This window comes from Mesorhizobium sp. (genome assembly GCF_017306585.1).
In the GTDB taxonomy this organism is placed as follows: Bacteria; Pseudomonadota; Alphaproteobacteria; order Rhizobiales; family Rhizobiaceae; genus Mesorhizobium.
Genome location: NZ_JAFKIC010000143.1, coordinates 1 through 18,007 on the forward strand (window position 1 = coordinate 1; position 18,007 = coordinate 18,007).

Annotated in this window: 17 protein-coding genes; 8 read left to right on the forward strand and 9 right to left on the reverse strand. The window is 58.6% G+C overall.

Annotated features, from left to right (window positions below; translation table 11 throughout):
• Positions 1–193 precede the first annotated feature (193 nt).
• The 7 genes from J0I79_RS15260 to J0I79_RS15290 form a co-directional block, all read right to left on the reverse strand.
• Positions 194–1,912: a retron Ec67 family RNA-directed DNA polymerase/endonuclease gene (locus J0I79_RS15260; RefSeq protein ID WP_292860027.1), complete on the reverse strand. Its 1,719-nt coding sequence runs from the start codon at positions 1,910–1,912 to the stop codon at positions 194–196.
• Between the two features lie 172 nt (positions 1,913–2,084).
• The gene (locus J0I79_RS15265) at positions 2,085–3,005 is read right to left on the reverse strand and encodes a putative phage abortive infection protein (protein WP_292860030.1); all 921 of its coding nucleotides are present in this window, start codon (positions 3,003–3,005) and stop codon (positions 2,085–2,087) included.
• A 644-nt stretch (positions 3,006–3,649) separates the two neighbouring features.
• Positions 3,650–4,750, reverse strand: coding sequence for an ionic transporter y4hA (locus J0I79_RS15270; RefSeq protein WP_292860113.1), 1,101 nt, complete (start codon positions 4,748–4,750; stop codon positions 3,650–3,652).
• 101 nt (positions 4,751–4,851) lie between these two features.
• Positions 4,852–5,604, reverse strand: coding sequence for a hypothetical protein (locus tag J0I79_RS15275; RefSeq protein ID WP_292860115.1), 753 nt, complete (start codon positions 5,602–5,604; stop codon positions 4,852–4,854).
• 70 nt (positions 5,605–5,674) lie between these two features.
• Positions 5,675–7,360: an amidohydrolase family protein gene (locus J0I79_RS15280; RefSeq protein ID WP_292860033.1), complete on the reverse strand. Its 1,686-nt coding sequence runs from the start codon at positions 7,358–7,360 to the stop codon at positions 5,675–5,677.
• Between the two features lie 124 nt (positions 7,361–7,484).
• Positions 7,485–8,105 (reverse strand): ChrR family anti-sigma-E factor, encoded by a 621-nt coding sequence (locus J0I79_RS15285; RefSeq protein WP_292860035.1) that lies wholly within the window; start codon positions 8,103–8,105, stop codon positions 7,485–7,487.
• Entirely contained in the window at positions 8,102–8,653 is a 552-nt protein-coding gene (locus J0I79_RS15290; protein WP_292860038.1) for a sigma-70 family RNA polymerase sigma factor, read from the reverse strand. The genes J0I79_RS15285 and J0I79_RS15290 overlap by 4 nt, the downstream gene beginning before the upstream one ends.
• A gap of 323 nt (positions 8,654–8,976) precedes the next feature.
• Between J0I79_RS15290 and J0I79_RS15295 the strand changes: the two genes are divergently transcribed.
• Together J0I79_RS15295 and J0I79_RS15300 are read left to right on the forward strand one after the other, a co-directional pair.
• Complete coding sequence (locus J0I79_RS15295) at positions 8,977–9,846, forward strand: hypothetical protein (RefSeq protein ID WP_292860041.1); 870 nt, start codon at positions 8,977–8,979, stop codon at positions 9,844–9,846.
• A 50-nt stretch (positions 9,847–9,896) separates the two neighbouring features.
• A complete protein-coding gene (locus tag J0I79_RS15300) occupies positions 9,897–10,436 on the forward strand; it encodes a sigma-70 family RNA polymerase sigma factor (RefSeq protein WP_292860117.1) in 540 nt (179 codons plus the stop codon).
• 311 nt (positions 10,437–10,747) lie between these two features.
• On the opposite strand, the gene J0I79_RS15305 is transcribed toward J0I79_RS15300, so the two are convergent.
• Positions 10,748–11,017, reverse strand: coding sequence for a protein usg (locus J0I79_RS15305; RefSeq protein ID WP_292860044.1), 270 nt, complete (start codon positions 11,015–11,017; stop codon positions 10,748–10,750).
• Positions 11,018–11,706: 689 nt separating this feature from the next.
• Between J0I79_RS15305 and groES the strand changes: the two genes are divergently transcribed.
• The 6 genes from groES to J0I79_RS15335 all read left to right on the forward strand — a co-directional run bounded on the left by groES (position 11,707) and on the right by J0I79_RS15335 (position 15,759).
• Positions 11,707–12,021 (forward strand): co-chaperone GroES, encoded by a 315-nt coding sequence (gene groES / locus J0I79_RS15310; RefSeq protein ID WP_292860047.1) that lies wholly within the window; start codon positions 11,707–11,709, stop codon positions 12,019–12,021.
• Positions 12,022–12,077: 56 nt separating this feature from the next.
• A complete protein-coding gene (gene groL / locus J0I79_RS15315; protein ID WP_292860050.1) occupies positions 12,078–13,706 on the forward strand; it encodes a chaperonin GroEL in 1,629 nt (542 codons plus the stop codon).
• 73 nt (positions 13,707–13,779) lie between these two features.
• The gene (locus tag J0I79_RS15320; protein WP_292860053.1) at positions 13,780–13,998 is read left to right on the forward strand and encodes a hypothetical protein; all 219 of its coding nucleotides are present in this window, start codon (positions 13,780–13,782) and stop codon (positions 13,996–13,998) included.
• A gap of 145 nt (positions 13,999–14,143) precedes the next feature.
• Positions 14,144–14,449 carry a DUF982 domain-containing protein gene (locus J0I79_RS15325; RefSeq protein ID WP_292860056.1) on the forward strand — a complete coding sequence of 102 codons (306 nt, stop codon included), beginning with the start codon at positions 14,144–14,146 and terminating at the stop codon, positions 14,447–14,449.
• 22 nt (positions 14,450–14,471) lie between these two features.
• On the forward strand, positions 14,472–14,756 hold the full coding sequence (locus J0I79_RS15330) for a DUF982 domain-containing protein (protein ID WP_292860059.1): 285 nt from the start codon (positions 14,472–14,474) through the stop codon (positions 14,754–14,756).
• A gap of 577 nt (positions 14,757–15,333) precedes the next feature.
• Complete coding sequence (locus J0I79_RS15335) at positions 15,334–15,759, forward strand: GFA family protein (RefSeq protein WP_292860062.1); 426 nt, start codon at positions 15,334–15,336, stop codon at positions 15,757–15,759.
• A 111-nt stretch (positions 15,760–15,870) separates the two neighbouring features.
• Here the strand turns inward: J0I79_RS15335 and J0I79_RS15340 are convergent, their stop codons facing one another.
• Positions 15,871–17,979 carry a catalase gene (locus tag J0I79_RS15340; RefSeq protein ID WP_292860065.1) on the reverse strand — a complete coding sequence of 703 codons (2,109 nt, stop codon included), beginning with the start codon at positions 17,977–17,979 and terminating at the stop codon, positions 15,871–15,873.
• Positions 17,980–18,007: the final 28 nt, after the last annotated feature.

Genomic DNA, 18,007 nt, shown 5'->3' on the forward strand with positions numbered 1-18,007 from the left:
GGACTCTTGCCACATTAACCTCATGCGCCGCACGAGGGGAGCGGCGTGGCGCTTACGTCTATGCCTTTCCGCTTTTTGCCCTAGTCTAGAGCGTTCAACGGGGTTATTCACCCTTATACCCTAAAGCATAAAGGGTGCCTCGCCAATCAATATCGCTGGGACGCGATCGGTCATAGCCAGTCTAGCCGTTGGATCAGGGCAATGCCGCTAGCTGCACAGGCGTTGGTATAGGCGCCGCCTTTAACAGCACTTGATAGTGATCGATCACATCGCAGCAAGCCTTTAGAAGTGGCTCAAATCGCGAAAAGTCGATTGAAGCGCGCTTAGGTGCGATAATTTCCGTAGCGAATTCGTTTTTCCCGTAAAATTTGGTCTGGTCGAACTTCTTGTTGCTGCGGTTAAATTCCCGAACCCCGATCTTTTCAGCCAGCACGGAGCTATCAAACAGGTCTTCGATAGCCGTTGAGGCACCCGCCACCTTGGGAACGGGCACTACGTAAAGGTTCTCGTAGACGTAATAGAATGGGTCCGACCCGTCGATTGGTTTCCCGAGAATGTTAGTCAGGTGGTTGAAGATTTTCGTCGAGCCGCTGTCGTTGTCCACCACCATAATGACCGGCTGTGACGCCCCATGTTTGAAAGGCTTCATCCGCTGGCGGTAGGAACTGAGCAGCTTGTTCATTTCGTCGCCGCCGCCCGATAGGTCTTGGAAGCGGGCCGTGCGAGAGTTGTAGTGGAAGAAGTCCACCAAAAGGGAGAACTTCGGCGTGGCGTCCACAAGCCGCGGGAACTTCAGATGAAGGCTCTTCATCGCCGCGCGCAGATAAATGTTGTCGGTCTTTCCCTCGCAGATGATGCGCGGCCGGACGATCCCATAAAACGATTGGTAGTCCAGGAAGTATCCGAACAGCTTTGAGAATCCGGGCTGGTCATCAGTGAAGAAGGCATCGTTCTTGATGCGCCGTATTTGGTAGATGAAGCTCAGCATACCATCGAGGCTGTCGTTGCTGATGGGGCGCTCGCCCCTCTTTGTGCCGGTGTGTGCCCAGCCATGCTGAAACAGATGCCTGCACATAGCGCGCGACTGCTTGTAGTACTCGTGCCTGACGTTGAGTTTTTGATTGACGATCAGACCTGTCGTGTCCTGCCGCGAATCCCGCTTTTGCATGCGGGATTTCTCGTGATTGACCGTGAATCCGGCGCGGTAGACGAGCCGCAGGATTCCATCACCGGCAGTCCATTTGTCACGGCTGCCTCTGACAAGGCGCGCCACCGCTTCCGGAAACTCCTTCTCGTTGGTTGAGAACGTCAGGTCATCTGCATACCGCGTGTAGGTGCAGTGATGCTTGCTGGCCATCTTATTCAGCTGAATGTCGAGGATGTGGGTGATCAGATTGGATATGACCGGCGAGCACGGGCTGCCCTGCGGCAGCATGTTATTGTGGCAGGCGATTTGCGCGATGATGGTCGCGATCTTCGGATCGAGCTGGAAGTTCCGGTCCTTGATGAAGAACCCGTAGACCCGCCCGAAATTGATTCTTGGGAAAAAGTCCTGCAGGTCGGCGTTGAAGACCCAGCGCCGGTTGCGATGGTGCGCGGCGTTGGTCACGATCGAGAAGCCGGTCTTGAAGCCATGGGATACCACCCTGGCCTTTGTAGTGCGCTTGCCTTCGAGCTCCGCTTCAATCCGCCCAAGGAGACCGGCCAATCTCGTTTGGACGAGCTTCAGCCGCGAGTTTGGTGCTGCAATGAGACGGCGACCACCATTCTTCTTTGGAATTTCGAAGTAATCATAGGGATTGGCACGCCGGTACCAATAAAGGGCATATGATACCGTTTCGCCCTTGAGTTTAAGAAGGCGGGCAAGCTGAGGAAGGGTCGTGGCGCTCTTTAGTTCGCTGAGTTCTGACATGGAATGGCTTGCGGATACTCGTATGCCAGAGCATCGGACATGGGTATACAGTCCGTAAGGAATGTGCGGGCAGAACCCCGCGCATTGATATCAACTATCGCCGAAACAACAACAGCAGAATCTATCCGCAAGCACGGCACCTACAGCACAATCCGGCACGGAATTCAAGCTCCTAGGTCCCTTCCGAGGTGAAGTCGTCCTTATCGAGTGCCGCCGCTGCAGGAAGCAGGTTTTCATGGAAGATGACCAGCAGCTTGTCGCGCGGAACGTTGTCGAGCAACGCGTACCGGACGACATACTGGCCGAACCTTTTTCCTATCGGCGTCTGGCAACTGTAGAACATTAAAAGTAGCTCGTAGTCGGAGAGCTGAGCGCGCAGCAGCCGCATGTACCGCTGCTTGTCGACAACGGGGCTTTCGTCGACGAACCGCACGACGTTGTAGAGATAGCGGAAGTAGTGGCCGATATCCTGCTTGTAGCTGTCCATGAACTCCTTGTAGGCTGAGGAGATTTTATCGCCGTCGTTTGGCTCCATGTTGTTGTGATACATGCGTTCGAAATAGACAAAGAAGGTCTTGAAGCAGTCTCTCCCAGTGCTTGTTTGGCCACCTTCTTTGTTCCGCAAATCCATCGCGTTCACGATCGAGTTGTGGAGATTCAGCATCTGGAAAAACGTCGATTCGAAATTCTGTCGATCGGTCGACTGGATTTGCGTTTCGAGCGCGTTCGCCGACCTCGCGAATTCGTCGCGTGTAAGGCGCAGCTCAAACTGCTGGATCACGATTGTCAGGAGCAGGCCGATCACCGTGATGAAGGTGAAGATCGGTGTCAGTGTGCCGTCGAGGAACGCGCCGACATCCTGAATCTCGGCGCCGTTAAAAAACCACGCCGAAAAGGCCAGTACTGACATCGCAATCGTTAGAAGAATGGCGAGCACCAGCAGTCCGAACGGAGCCGCCCGCATATCCTTGGCTTCGGGATCTACCATTCGGTAGAACAGGCCGCGAAGCCACCATCTTCCATCGATCCTTGCCGCTCCGACAACGATAATCGCCGCGACAGCTAGTATGAAGCGATAAGGAATATCGGCCATTGTTCGTCCCCCGCCACAGTTTTAGGCACAAGTAGACGAGACGCAAAGCAGAAACGCCGCTCGACCTTTCGGGAGCGGCGTTTCACGAAGCTAGCGGCAGAGCCGCCCGTTCGGATGCGGGTGACGACTAGATTGATCTGATGGCTGCAAATCAAGACTTGGTCGACATCGAGAAAGAGGTGCGCAGTGCTACTGCGAAGCACAACCCGTTCTTGCGGGAGCTTGAGCTTCCATCTTTGCCGATGGCGAAAGGCTGATGTGAGCCCACCAGCACAGCGCCGAATAAACGTCCGCTGTCGGGCAAAGTTCATCTGCGCCTGAATGTCAGCATCGAGGCGCAGAGCTGACTGGCAGTGTTGGGGCCGATAGCGGACCGGCGGCTTTCGAGCGGTGTCGACAGGATTGCTGCCTTTACTCGAGCCCATAGTCGCCCCGTCGTGACCGGGTTGGTGTTCGGTCTTGACATGGCCGGCGACAACCACACCGGTCGGTCATAGCCATGTCTACCCACCGCTGGACTAGGTTGAGACCTGGAGCGCAGTGCTGGGCCTGAAGGACTGGTCGCAACGGGCCTCACTGCGCTCGACGCACATCTCGCTGTCAAGGTCTCTGAAGAGGCCGGCAGGGGCGGTTAGATCAAGGGCTCAGGGAATTGCAGAGATCAGCAGGAACATAGCGAAGATGCCGAGATGGACCACACCCTGAAGGCTTGTCGTGCGGCCCGTGCCGAGCGTAAGCGTGCTGACAAACAAGGTGAGTAGCAAGAGGACCATTGAGGTTGCCGGCAGCCCCAACGTCAAGGGTCGCGCTGTCGCCACCGCCAAGGCGGCGACCACCGGGATCGTCATGCCGATGCTCGCCAGCGCCGACCCGATGACCAGGTTGACGCTGTTCTGCAGGCGGTTGAGGCGTGCGGCACGGATAGAGGCGATGCCCTCTGGAAGGAGCACGATGGTCGCGATTACGACGCCGACGACCGCCTGCGGCAAACCGGCCGCGGAGATCGCGTCATCCAGCGGGTGCGACAGGACCTTTGACAGCAAAATCACCAGCAGCAGCGAAAACGGCAGCAGCACTGCCGCCCCCAGCGTTTCCTTCGAGGAGGGAATATGGTGCGGCGCTTCATCCACTTCGGATCCGGCGGCACTTACCTCCATGAAGTAGTCGCGATGTTTGATCGTCTGGACGAAGACGAAATATCCATAGAGCACAAGGCAGACGATGCCGACGACCGTGATCTGCAAGGTCGAGAACTGCATGCTGCCGCCTGCCTGGACGAACACCGGCAAGACAAAGACGATTGTCGCCAAGGTGCCGAGCACGCCAAGTGCTGCCGATGTCGCATTCACCTGGAACGCCTGCTCCCGATGCCTGCGGGCTCCCAGCACGAGGGAAAGACCGATCACCCCGTTGAGCACGATCATAATGGCTGAGAACACCGTGTCACGCGCGACCATCTCGCTGCCCGCCGCCCCGGACAGCATTATCGAAACAATCAATCCCACCTCGATGACAGTCACTGCCGCGGCCAGGATGATCGAGCCAAGAGGTTCGCCGACCTTCAACGCCAGCATTTCCGCGTGATGAACGGCCGAGAATACGCAAGCGCCAAGCGCCAGCACCGCGATGATCAGAACCGCTGGCGTTTCAGGAATGACATGCGCGAAAATGAGTCCCGTCAGCACTGCGGACCCTATCGGCACGGCAAGGGACCATTTAGGAATCTCGCCCGTGGGTGAACTCATGATGCACACTCATGTTGGAGACGTCTTCGTCAGCCGCTGCGATGAGTTGGTGGGGCAGTTCGGTTACCATCGCGCGGCTCGTGGGGTAGTTCGGCACGCGCTCAGAACCGCCACGTCATGCCGAGCACCGGCCCGGACAGACGAGAATCGAAGACGTGGCCGCCGGACTCGTAGTCCACATTGAGCACTTTATAGCCGGCTGAAATGGAAATTTTGTCGGTGACAATATAGTTGACCGTCGCCAGCACCTGCCACGTGCTTTTTGAGCCTGCACCGAATCCGCCGACGTCGGCTTGGGCCTGAACTGAAAACTCGTCGGTTAGCCGAAGGAAAGCCCGGGCGCCAATAACCGGATCAGCCCATCCGAAGCTTTCCTTATAACTGCCGGTCAGACCCGCGGCCTCAACCGTAACCCGGTTTGAAATATGCCAGAGTCGCACACCGCCCAAGGCATCCAGCGTGAACGACGGGCTGTCATAGATGCGATAGCCCGCCTGCAGCGTCGACATGAATTCCTTGGTGTCGACGCTGGCATTGACGCTGGCAATTGGTGGTAGCGGCGGCGGCAACGGCGGAAGCGGACCAGACGTCTTTTCGTCGGTTGTATCGACGTACATCAGATCGCCTGAGAAGACGAAGCGATCATATCTGCCCCATACGTTGACGAAAGTGCCGAAATTCAGATCATCCATGACGTCCGAGAACGACTTGTCGATGCCGATGGTGGGGCCGCGCCTGAAAGGTGATATGTCGCCATTAATACCGGCCGCCCAGAGATAAGGCGTGACCTGGAACGCCCAGTTTTTGTCATTCCCGGCCGTGTCCGCCTGTGCGTTCAGTGCGTCGGCTGCCATAGCTTGCGGAGCAAGAAGAACGCACGCCGAAGCCACACATGCCGCCAGGATTGCCCTCATGATCGTTCCCTCAGCTTGCCACCGTGTTCTTGTAAATGCGTCCGTCTTTCATGATCAGCTTCATGTTCTTGTCGGGATCGGCCAGGAGATCGATGTTGGTCAGGGGATTGCCGTCGACCACCAGAATGTCCGCGAGCGCGCCGGCTTCTATGACGCCGAGCTTACCCGGATAGGGATTTCGCGGGCCGGACAGCGCCATCAGTTCGCCGCTGCGGCTGGTGGCCATTCGCAACACCTCTGCCGCATCGAACCACCGTACGATCTTTGCAAGTTGCCGCCCCTGTGACGCCGTTCCTCTCGGCGAGAACAAGATATCGGTCCCCCACACCATCTTGACCTTGTGTTTCGGGCCGAGTTCGAACGATCGAATGGTGCCCTCGGCAATCAACTGGCGCTGCGCCTGGACCTGCGCGGAGCCATGCGTGTTGGAATCCTCATCGGCCAGGAACGGCTGTATGCTCCACCATGCGTCATGGTCGGCCATCTGCTTGACGGTATCCTCGTCGGCAAGTTGGCCGTGTTCGATGGACTGTACGCCGCAGGAAAGCGCGCGCTGAATGCCTTTCGGAACGTAGACGTGGGCGGCCACATAGGTACCCCAATCCGCTGCCGCTCCCACCGCTGCCTTGATCTCGCCTTCCGAATACTGGACGCTGTCGAGCGGATCGAATTCCGAAGAGAGGCCGCCTCCCGCCATTATCTTGATCTGACTGGCGCCAAGGAGAAGTTGCTCTCGAACGCGCCGCAACACTTCGGGTTCGCCATCGGCAATCGCCGATATGCCCGCCGCCTCGGCGGCCCCGAGGTCGTTTTGCGAAGTGCGCGGGATATCCGAACGCTGGCGGAAATCGCCATGGCCGGACGTCTGGGAGATCATCGCGCCTGAGGGGTAGATTCGAGGCCCCGGTATACGGCCTTCATCGATGGCCCGTTTCACCGCGAATGCCGGCCCGCCGACATCGCGGATTGTCGTGAAGCCGCGCAGGATCGTACGCTCGGCCTCCTGCGCGGCAAGAAGGTGCACGTAGGGCACGTCAGCGGTGAACGCTACCAACTGCGAAATACTGGCAAGCAGCATATGCCAGTGGGCGTCGATCAGCCCAGGCATCAGCGTCCGGCCCGCGCAGTCGATGACGTCGGCGTCGGTGACCGTCTCATTGGCGCCGGGCAATGCCTTGATCGAAGTGCCCTCAACGAGCACCGACTTCCCTTCTATGAGCTGGCTGGCATTGCCGTCGAAGACACGGACATTTTTGAAAAGCATCGGCCTGAATGCCGTCTGCGCGAAGGAAGGTGTCACCAGCCCCAGTGCCGGGGCCGCGAGCGCGGCTGCTACTCCTCGCAGTACAGAACGGCGAGACAAGCCTTTGTTGACGGAATCGAAAAGGTTGAGTGCAAGTGGACTGTGGCACGGGCAATCCAGACCATGCGCCAGCCCTTGATATGTCCGGCCGAAGCTCACCATCATAACCGCACCCTCTCCGCCAGAGGAGTAAGTCGAGACAAGGCCCTCGAAAACGGTTCGCTTGGGCCTTCTGCCGACAGCTGCACTTTGATGGCAGAGCTTCGGGCAGGCGTCAATCCACTGGTCGGACCAGCGTTTTATTGTATAGCATGTCTTGAGCAGCCATGACTGGTTTGAAGCCAGGCTCAAGTCGATATGAGGCGCAAAGGCGCCGTTGCGCACAAAATGCATCCAAGGCTTTTCCGCGCAACTGCAAAGACGCACTGCAGCGACACTGCTTCTTAAACTATGCCGGCGACCCTCAAGGTCGTTTTCGCGGGGATTTCGAGTTTGAGCGGCGTTCCAAGAGCGCCGCCTAAAGCCTGAACAGCGGCTGTAGGATGCGGCCAAGCCGGCTTTGAAGCACGATATTGCCCTCAAGAGCCACAATGCAGACGCAGGGGTCGCCAGCACATACGGTCGGCTTGTGTTCCATAGTCTCGTCGGCCTCGTCGAAGTCGCCAGGGCCGTAGCGGCCGAACTGGTGCTCGAACGCCCCTTCGAGCACGCATGTCCATTCATAGCCGTCATGCCGATGATGCGGCAGCCTGGTTCCTGGCGCCGCCTTCAGCATAAACACCTTGATGTTTGAGACTTCAGGCACCGACACCGAACGTTGGCGCACACCCGGCCCGACCCAACGCCATGGCCCGAGCTGATAGTGGTCGAGCGGTTCATTTAGTCGCGTCTCGGGGGCCGAGGGGTTGTCTTCAATCAACCGCAAAACATTTCGCAGCGCGCCTGGCTCCATTGATACCGATGCTGCCTGCTCAAGAAGCTCGCCACCTATCGCCTCGAACCGACCGACCTTCCGACTGCAGGCAGCGCACAAAGACAGATGCATCAAAACGACAAGTCCGCGCGCTTGGTCAAGCGTGCCAGAAGCAAAGGCCGCGAGGGTCTCGTCGGTCGGATGATGGACAATGGCCTCAGTCATTTCAGCTCACCAACTCTGTCTCTCAATCTTTGCAGGGCAAGCCTGATCCGCGACTTGACCGTGCCCAGCGGGATGCCGAGGAGATTTGCGATTTCGGCGTGTGCAAGGCCATCGAAGAATGAGAGGCGAATGACGCGCAACTGCTCATCCGGCAACGCTATTATCGACGATCTGGCATAGGCCTCACGCTCGGCAACGAGCAGCTGCCTCTCAGGCTCACAATCGTCTTGCTCGTCCAGCATGCCATCTATCTCGGCCCATGCAGTGGCGCGACCTTCGCGGCGAATCTCATCGACGCTGATGTTACGGGCGATCGCATAAACCCAAGCCGAAACAGTCGCTCGCTCGGGATCATATTGTGCGGCCTTGCGCCAGAGTCTGATCAATGTTTCCTGCGCCAGATCTTCAGCACGATCACGAGTTGCACCACGCCGCATCATCATCGTCTTGATGCGTGGCGCATAATGATCAAACAGTTCCGCAAACGCCTCGCGATCCTGGCTTGCCGCGACAAGGCTGATTAGCCGGGCTGGATCGAATTCCACCATCGTTCTGCTATACGCTCTATCCTGCTCCAGGCTGGCAAAGGCAGCGTTTTGAGTTTGTCGATTCCGTTACGCACCAGGCCGTCTTTTGGATCACTGGTCTCATCCGCTTCTGACTTTCCGATCGCTCTTTATTCAGCGTATCCGTTTTTCGATGAGCTGTGATCCATTTCGACCCGCCAGCCGTAACGCAACAGAAATGGTCAGAATCCTGTGCTCCGACGATAGTTCATCGTGAGGCGGGCATATCTGATGCGCAAGAGATGTAGTTCGACACCAGCTGGTGCGCGCTGATCCGGGAACGCAAACAGGACAGGGACCTGTACATGCCAAATATCGTGTTGATCGTCGGCAGCGCCCCGGACGCGGTTAGATGCAGGGATTGGTCTCGAACGGCGTTTTCGTCGATTGTCGTCATAAACAACGCCTGGCGCGTGCGGCCCGACTGGGACTATCTGATCCACCCCGACGATTTTCCTGACGACCGCCTACCGAGCGACCAGCGTCCGCGAATAGCGTCGATCATCAAGTCGAATGCCTTCGTCCCTGCCCAGAACGCGTTCGGTGGGTTCGTCTATGCGGGTGGCACAATGGCCTTCGCCGCTGCCTACTGGGCTCTAAAGGCGCTCAAGCCCGATCTGATAGCGTTCCTGGGTTGCGATATGGTCTATCCCAAGAACGCGCCGACCCATTTCTATGGCGTTGGAACAGCCGACCCGCTGCGCGACGATGTGACATTGAGGGACTTGGAGGCGAAGTCTGGAAGGCTGTTCTCCAAAGCGTTGCGTTGCGGAACAGTCTGCCTCAATCTTTCAAATCTTCCTGAAAGTCGTCTGGCCATACCACGGGTCACCCTGGGGTTTATCGAGCGTCTTACTTCGGTTCGGATCAAAGCGCTTAGGGCGATGCTTGAATGCGCAATCGATCCGATTTCGATCGAGAAGGCCGCGACACTCGAAGATGAGCTCGGCTATTTTGTCGACCATGGCAGGTACTGGGAACAGCTGTCGGACTTCGACGAGCGCGCGCTGGAGAAGATTGATCAGCGCTGGCGCTCCTCCGTGAAACAGCTCCCAGCATCGGTTGCTCCGAGCGATGGTTGCTGGGGGCGCAGCCGGGCGCGCAAGGGAGATATTGTTCAACCGAAGCGTTTGGCTGATCGCCATGCCCCATGCCATCCCGCCGAAGGCGCATAGATCCAATTGGTTGAAGGACAGGGTCCGCTCTGGAACAGGGGTACGTGATGCTGACTCGAAACGACATAACAAATCTCATATTGCAAACAGGCGTGCGCGATCGAGCCGCATTCGACCTTCTCTACAAGCATACATGCGCGAAACTCTTCGGTGTATGCCTGCGAATCTTAGGTGACAGAGGGGAAGCCGAGGAGGCCTTACAGGAAGTTTACGCAAAGATATGGACCAAGGCTGATCGATATGCGGTCTCAGGACTCAGCCCGATCTCCTGGCTTGTGGCGGTTGCTCGCAATCATTCGATCGACATTATAAGAGCGCGCCGCCCTGCTGCTTTCGACCTTTCGGCAGCGGGTGATATTGCCGACACGACGCCATGGGCCGAGGAATTGCTGATTGAACGCGACCAGACCGCCCTTCTCGAGCGATGCATCGACAATCTGAGCGAAGAAAAGGCCGCAGCCATAAGGGGCGCATATCAGCAGGGTATGTCATACGCTGAGCTTGCAAAGCGTCACAACGTGCCGCTCAACACAATGCGAACCTGGCTTCGGCGCAGCCTGATCAAACTTCGAGAGAGCTTTCCCGAATGACGTTAGATGACGTGTATCATTCAAGCGTCGAAATCAGCAGCTATATCGCCTAGCGTTCCTGCTCTCTAAACGCATAATTGCGGAGCAAACGAGCCTTTGTTTTCTGAGCCAAACCGAGACATCTTGGAAACCGCCACGTCGTCCCGGCATCTGCGATTAGCACCGGCTTATTCTTGCGTCCTCCATTGAGCAACGTAGATACGAAGAGGGCCAAGGCATCGGCGCTCCTTGGCTTTGCCAGTCTCCCCGGCACAGCGAAATCGGTCCGGGAATTCGGGACCAGAACGTCAAGGCCCGGCCCGTCACCAGCTTCAATGAATCGCAATAATGCCCTCGACGGCCCGCCATTCCGACGGCCTGATGAGCCGATGGTGAGCGACGCGGACAGAATGCAAGGCGCCCTCCAACTCCCGCTGCCAATAGCCCAGGAACCCCTTCAGTTCGGGAAAGTCCGGCGCGAGGTCGTAATCCTGCCAGACATAGAGTTGCAGTAGGCTCGGGTGGTCGGGGAGATGATAGTGGATTTCAGCGGTCGTCAGGCCGTAGCCAACCATCTGCAGGCGAAATTCCCTGCTTACCATATGCCTTTCTCCTCTTGGCGTGATCATGTGTCCAGCTGGTCAATCAGGTACCGGCCGCCGTCAGCCGACCTTGGCGTGGCTGCGGTATCAAGCTCACACAAAGCGTCCATGAACTGGTCGAAGCATACCGTCTTAGCGCGTGGCGGATGGCTCAAGGGAGGCATGGATTCGAGAGTAAGGGTCTCAGAAGTCCAAGACGACAAGATTGAACACTTTTCCTGAAGGTCGAGCGCGTCATCCGCAATCACGTCCTCGGGACGTTTTAAGAAATGGCCTGGCGTAAGCAGCCGATCCGGTGCCGGGTCGGATATATGGGGAGCGAGGAAAGGGATGATCGGCGAGAGCGTCTGTCTGTCTGTCCATGGTTGTCCTCGGTCCCATAAGCTCGTTTGTCGGGATCCGGTTTGGTCCGCGCCGGCGGCGCGCCGGCGCGCATAATTTTGTTCCTATCGGCTTCGAAATCAAGTCACGAAATCGCCTCCCCGCCCCGATTAATCGTATGTTTTCATGTTGCTAGCAGTTGCCATGGGCGAGTGCTAAAAATTTTTCGGCAATCTCTTGAAAGTTGAAATTCGCGAAATTAGCTCGACATGTGCGCGGCGCCGAAAGGGTCGCGCGAGCCCCGCCCCGGTCCATCCGGTCCGGAGCGGAGGAACCTCAAAAATCTGTTTGTCCTGAAGGAGAACGATATGACGTTCCGTCCATTGCATGACCGTATCCTGGTCCGCCGCATCGAAGCCGAGGAGAAGACCGCCGGCGGCATCATCATTCCCGACACCGCCAAGGAAAAGCCGCAGGAAGGCGAAGTCATCGCCATAGGCACCGGCGCCCGCGATGAGAGCGGCAAGCTCGTGCCGCTCGACGTGAAGGTCGGCGACCGCATCCTGTTCGGCAAGTGGTCCGGCACCGAGATCAAGCTCAACGGCGAGGACCTGCTCATCATGAAGGAAAGCGACGTGATGGGTGTGATCGAGAATGCCGCGGCACTGAAGAAAGCCGCCTGACCGGGGCTTAGAACCGCAAACCAGTCAACGAAAAACTGCCTAAAAGGAGTGATCCAATGGCTGCAAAAGAAGTCAAGTTCCATTCCGATGCCCGCGAGCGCATGCTGCGCGGTGTCAACATCCTCGCCGACGCGGTGAAGGTCACGCTTGGCCCCAAGGGCCGCAACGTCGTCATCGACAAGTCGTTCGGCGCGCCGCGCATCACCAAGGACGGCGTCACCGTCGCCAAGGAAATCGAGCTTGAAGACAAGTTCGAGAACATGGGCGCCCAGATGGTCCGCGAAGTTGCTTCGAAGACCAATGACCTCGCCGGCGACGGCACCACGACCGCGACGGTTCTGGCCCAGGCGATCGTTCGCGAAGGAGCCAAGGCCGTCGCCTCCGGCATGAACCCTATGGACTTGAAGCGCGGCATCGACAAGGCGGTGGATGCAATCGTCGCGGAACTCAAGACGAGTGCCCGCAAGATCACAAGAAACGACGAGATCGCGCAGGTCGGAACCATCTCGGCCAACGGCGATGCCGAGATCGGCCGTTTCCTGGCCGAGGCCATGGCAAAGGTCGGCAACGAAGGCGTCATCACCGTCGAGGAAGCCAAGACCGCAGAGACCGAGCTGGAGGTCGTCGAAGGCATGCAGTTCGATCGCGGCTATCTCTCACCCTACTTCATCACCAACCAGGACAAGATGCGCGTTGAGCTCGACGAGCCCTATGTGCTCATCCACGAGAAAAAGCTCGGCAATCTGCAGGCGCTGCTTCCCGTGCTCGAGGCCGTGGTCCAGTCCGGCAAGCCGCTGCTGATCATCGCCGAGGACGTCGAAGGCGAGGCTCTGGCCACGCTGGTGGTCAACAAGCTGCGCGGCGGCTTGAAGGTCGCCGCTGTCAAGGCGCCGGGCTTCGGCGACCGCCGCAAGGCCATGCTGGAAGACATCGCCATGCTGACCGGCGGCACTGCCATTAGCGAGGATCTCGGCATCAAGCTGGAGAATGTCACCCTGCAGATGCTCGGTCGTGCCAAGAAGGTCGCGATCGAGAAGGAGAACACCACCATCGTCGACGGCGCCGGTAAGAAGCAGGAGATCCAGGGCCGCGTGGCGCAGATCAAGGCGCAGATCGAGGAAACGACCTCCGACTACGATCGCGAGAAGCTGCAAGAGCGGCTGGCCAAGCTCGCTGGCGGCGTCGCCGTGATCCGCGTCGGTGGAGCGACCGAGGTCGAGGTCAAGGAAAAGAAGGACCGCGTCGACGACGCGCTGCATGCTACGCGCGCGGCTGTTGAGGAAGGCATTCTACCCGGCGGCGGCGTTGCCCTGCTCAGGGCGGCCAAGGCTCTTGACGCTGTTGCCGGCGACAACGCCGACCAGAGATACGGCGTTGACATCGTCCGGCGCGCGATCGAGGCCCCTGTCCGCCAGATCGCCGAAAACGCCGGATCGGAAGGCTCGATCATCGTCGGCAAGCTGCGCGAAAAGAGCGACTTCGCTTATGGCTGGAACGCCCAAACCGGCGAATATGGCGACCTTTACAAACAGGGTGTGATCGACCCCGCCAAGGTCGTGCGCACAGCACTGCAGGATGCCGCATCAGTCGCCGGTCTGCTCGTCACCACCGAGGCGATGGTGGCTGAAAAGCCGAGGAAGGAAGCCGCCCCAGCCATGCCCGCCGGCGCCGGCATGGACTTCTAGGACGTCGACGGACTGCCCGCTCCCCGGCCCGGGGGGCGGGCGCTTTACGACCTACGAAAGGTAGCAGAAGTCTATGGACACGATGAGCGGATCAGTTCCGGCACCGACGCATACGGCAAGCGAGTTCCTCGCTTACGAGACCGACTGTCGCAACGCTTTGAAACCGCTGCTGACAGGCTTAATAGACGCCGCCGAAGCCGCCGGATGGAACCGGCGGACCGTCGCCTCGACGTTGATGTTCCTCGCCGCGCAGCATGTCTCGACATCAGCCGAAAATTCCAGAGCCGGTTGACTCTAAACATCGCGATTGGCGATAGGCACCACTTTCCGGAAGTCTTGACGCCGAAAATTGGTGTTCACATATATTTGCGCAGGTCGCTCCCTTTGGAGCGGCCATCTCACAACCACCTGGAATCGTTCAAAGAATGGAGGTTTAGATGAACGATCGGAAATTCGACAACCCTGTATTCGTAAGAGCCGAAGAGGGCCTCGTTGAAGAAATTGCATGTCTTGAGGACGCCTTCGACTTTCTCGACAAATGGCCTCGGCACAGGCGCGGTGTGATTTATGAGACTGCTAAGCGCGCATGCCGGCGGGCTTTTGACCGCCAGCTTCCCTTGACGGTTGCGCGCGATGCATTCGCCGGGTTTGCCCGTTCCGCAAAAATCCTCGAGGAAGTCTCCACGACCCTGCCCTGGATGGTCGGCGTCAAGTCAGACCAGACCGGTGGAGTGGCGGCCTGACCGCTAAAGGAGGAGGAACCCGATGCTTTCTCAACCTTTCGAAAAACCTATCCGCGTGTGGGTTGGACTTGGCTTCCCTCGCCAATTGAACTCGGTCGTCGATGCCTACCAGTTCGTCACGGAATGGTGCGGAAACAGCCCGGAGCAGAAGGCGGCAATCCGCGCCTGTAAAGCTGCATTGGCTGGCGAGATAGACGCCGAGACTGCGCGAGGCATTTTCGTTCAGTTCGCCAAGAGGAAGGACATTCTGGTCGAAGACGGAATGATGCCTTCGGTGACGATTGCCGGCCGACCGTCGCATCTTTAGGTTAGTGCCGGGATCCGAAGGGCGGCGGCAGTCGGGCTGCCGCCCCAACCGCGCGACGCGATGGGTGTGTTTCCAGGCGCCGGTGGTCTTGCAGAGCTTCGCCTCGAGAAGAAGCGGGATGTGAAGCACCGGAAACCCGTTGGGTTGTATCACAGTCACAACCGTTCGGCCGGGTGGAGGCCTACTCCGGCCGACGAGATACAACCCACCTCGGTTCTCGCCGCTGCTCCCGCATCCTACGCTTGGCAGGCCAGCTGCTGCCAGTTTCAGTTTCATGGAACCATCCTCAGGACCGCTCGTTGGCGAGCAATATGATGGTGGCTTGACCAGATCAGGAGGGAGTTCCCTGTCGGTGCCGGTCAAACAGGCACATACCCGCCCTGCCGCCGAAAACGCGCCTTTCAAACGTAGCCCGGAGAATAGCGATGCCGCCCAAACCTGAGCCAAACGAAGAACCGCCAGCAGATGCACCAACCTGGACACCAGACGTAAGAGAGCCTGATCCCGACCTACTGCCGGACGAAATGCCAGTTCCCAATCCCGACGAAAACCGTAGTCCGCCAAAGCGAGCCCTGACATGAGCGACGACAATATCCGCCATGGCGGGTGCCTCTGCGGCGCCGTTCGCTTCTCGGTCAAGGGCGTTCCGCTCCGCGCTGGCATCTGCCATTGTCAGGATTGTCGCCGCGCCAGCGGAAGCGCGTTCAACTTTTTTGGTATCTGGGAGCGAGCTGATTTCAAGGCCGCGGGGAATCTTCGGGAGTTCCGTGGTCGAAGCTTTTGCCCCGACTGCGGCTCACGCATCGCCTCCTTGCAGGATGATGAGGTGGAGATCATGTTGGGTTCCCTGGATTTCGCCCCAACCGACATCATTCCAGCCTATGAGCTCTGGATTTGTCGGCGCGAGCCCTGGCTGATGGATTTGCAGTGGGCGCAGCAATTCCAGTACGATCGCACTCCTGTAACGGCCGTTTCGATCGAAGGTCCCGACATAGCCAATTGAGCCGCACCAGACTTATGGCGCCGACGAGCACGATGGAAACTGCTCGTTCCCAAAGCCTACGGCAAGGAGCATGTCCTTCCGGTTCAGCTCTAGAACATAGGCATGCTTCTGCTACTCCAGTTTCACGCTCGGCTCACGTGTCCAGAAGCGCAGATCGCCGAGACTGGCGACGAAGCCTGCGGCGTCTTTCGGCAAGGCCAGCGCAAGCACTGCTTCATCCCTTGTAATCCCTGCTTTGTCCAACAACGGGGTTGCCGCCTCGACGAAGCCGATGAACTTGCAGTGCGCGAACGCGTCGGCGACGAAGTCGCGGGCTGTGGATTCCTTTAGCAGGTCGACCATGGCAGGCTTTGCCGGCAACAGCGCGACCGCGTCGTAAAGGACCGACGGCGCACCTGCGATCATCTGCTGAGCCTCAATCCAGCTGCCGTCGCTGGCCTTGGCGCCGCCGACCTTGGGCGCGATGATTTCGGACTTGGCGCCGGCCTTTGTCAGCGCTTGCTTCAAGGCATTCAGCAACTCAGCGTCGGTTCCGTCCGTCACCAGGATACCCAGCTTACGGCCTTCGAAACGGCCCGGGCCGTTCTTCAGGATGCTCAGCGCATCCGACACCGCGAGATCCCGGCGGGTCGGCACGGCGGCATTGGCCGGCTTCGGCATGGCTTTCAAGCCAAGTGCATCGGCCACCTTGCGGGCCAGCTCGTCATCGATGTTGAGAAGATGGGACACGATGCGCTCGCGGATGACCGATGTCTGCACCTTGCTCAGTTCGAAGGTGAGGGCCGCCGCGATATGGCCCTGCTCCACGGGGTCCTGGCTGATATAGAACTGCCGCGCCTGGCTGTAATGGTCGGCGAACGTTTCCGCCCGTAGCCGGGCCTTTGGTCCGGATTCGACCTCGGCAAACGACCGGAAGCCCTTGGCTGGGGATTCACGCGGGCCTTCATCCCATGAGTTGGGCTGGTAATTAGCGCGCCCGATCGGGTTGCGCATGGCCATGTGCCCATCCTGCTGGAAATTGTGGACCGGGCATTTGGGCGCGTTGATCGGAATGTGGGTAAAATTGGTGCTGCCCAGCCTTTTGATCTGTGTGTCGAGATAGGAGAAATTGCGCCCTTGCAACAGCGGGTCATTGGAGAAATCGATGCCGGGTGGGACGTTCTGCGTCATGAACGCGACCTGCTCGGTCTCGGCGAAGAAATTGTCGGGCATGCGATCGAGCACGAGGCGACCGACTGCGATTGGCCGCAACACCTCCTCGGGGATGAGCTTTGTCGGATCGAGAATGTCGAAGTCAAAACTGTCTGCGAAGTCCTGGTCGAACAGCTGCAACTGCAGTTCCCATTCCGGGAAATTGCCGGCATGAATCGCGTCCCAGAGGTCGCGACGGTGAAAGTCCGGGTCCGCGCCGTTGATCTTGACCGCCTCGTTCCAGGCTACAGACTGGAGGCCGAGCTTCGGCTTCCAGAGGAATTTTACGAATGTCGATTCATCATTGGCGTTGAGCAGCCGGAACGTGTGGACGCCGAACCCTTCCATGAAGCGCAGGGAACGCGGGATCGCCCTGTCGGACATCGCCCACATGATCATATGCATGCTTTCAGGCGTCAGCGAAATGAAGTCCCAGAAATTGTCATGTGCGGTCTGCGCCTGCGGGAAGTCGCTATTCGGCTCGGCCTTCGCGGCGTGGATCAGATCGGGGAACTTGATCGCGTCCTGAATGAAGAACACCGGCATGTTGTTGCCGACGATGTCCCAGTTGCCTTCCTTTGTATAAAGTTTGACGGCGAAGCCGCGCACGTCTCGAGCGAGGTCGGCCGAGCCCTTGTTTCCGGCAACGGTCGAGAAGCGCACGAAAGCCGGGGTCTTTTCGCCGGCGCGCTGGAAGATATCGGCACGGGTGTACTTGGCCAGCGATTCATAGGTTTCGAAATAGCCGTGGGCGCCATAGCCGCGCGCATGCACGACGCGTTCGGGAATGCGCTCATGATCGAAATGGAAGATCTTTTCGCGAAAATGGAAATCTTCGAGCACAGTCGGTCCACGCGCACCGACCTTGAGCGAATTCTGGTCATCCGCCACAAGACCGCCCTGCGCGGTTGTGAGCACCGGCCTCGTACCGGATGAGGCCTGGTGCAGTTCGCCGCCTTCGCCGCGCTGCAATTTCTGATCGTGGATCGTCGCGGCCGCTCCAGCCTGGTTCGACGCCTTTTTGGCCATGATGAAAAACTCCTGAGGTCAGTGGGCG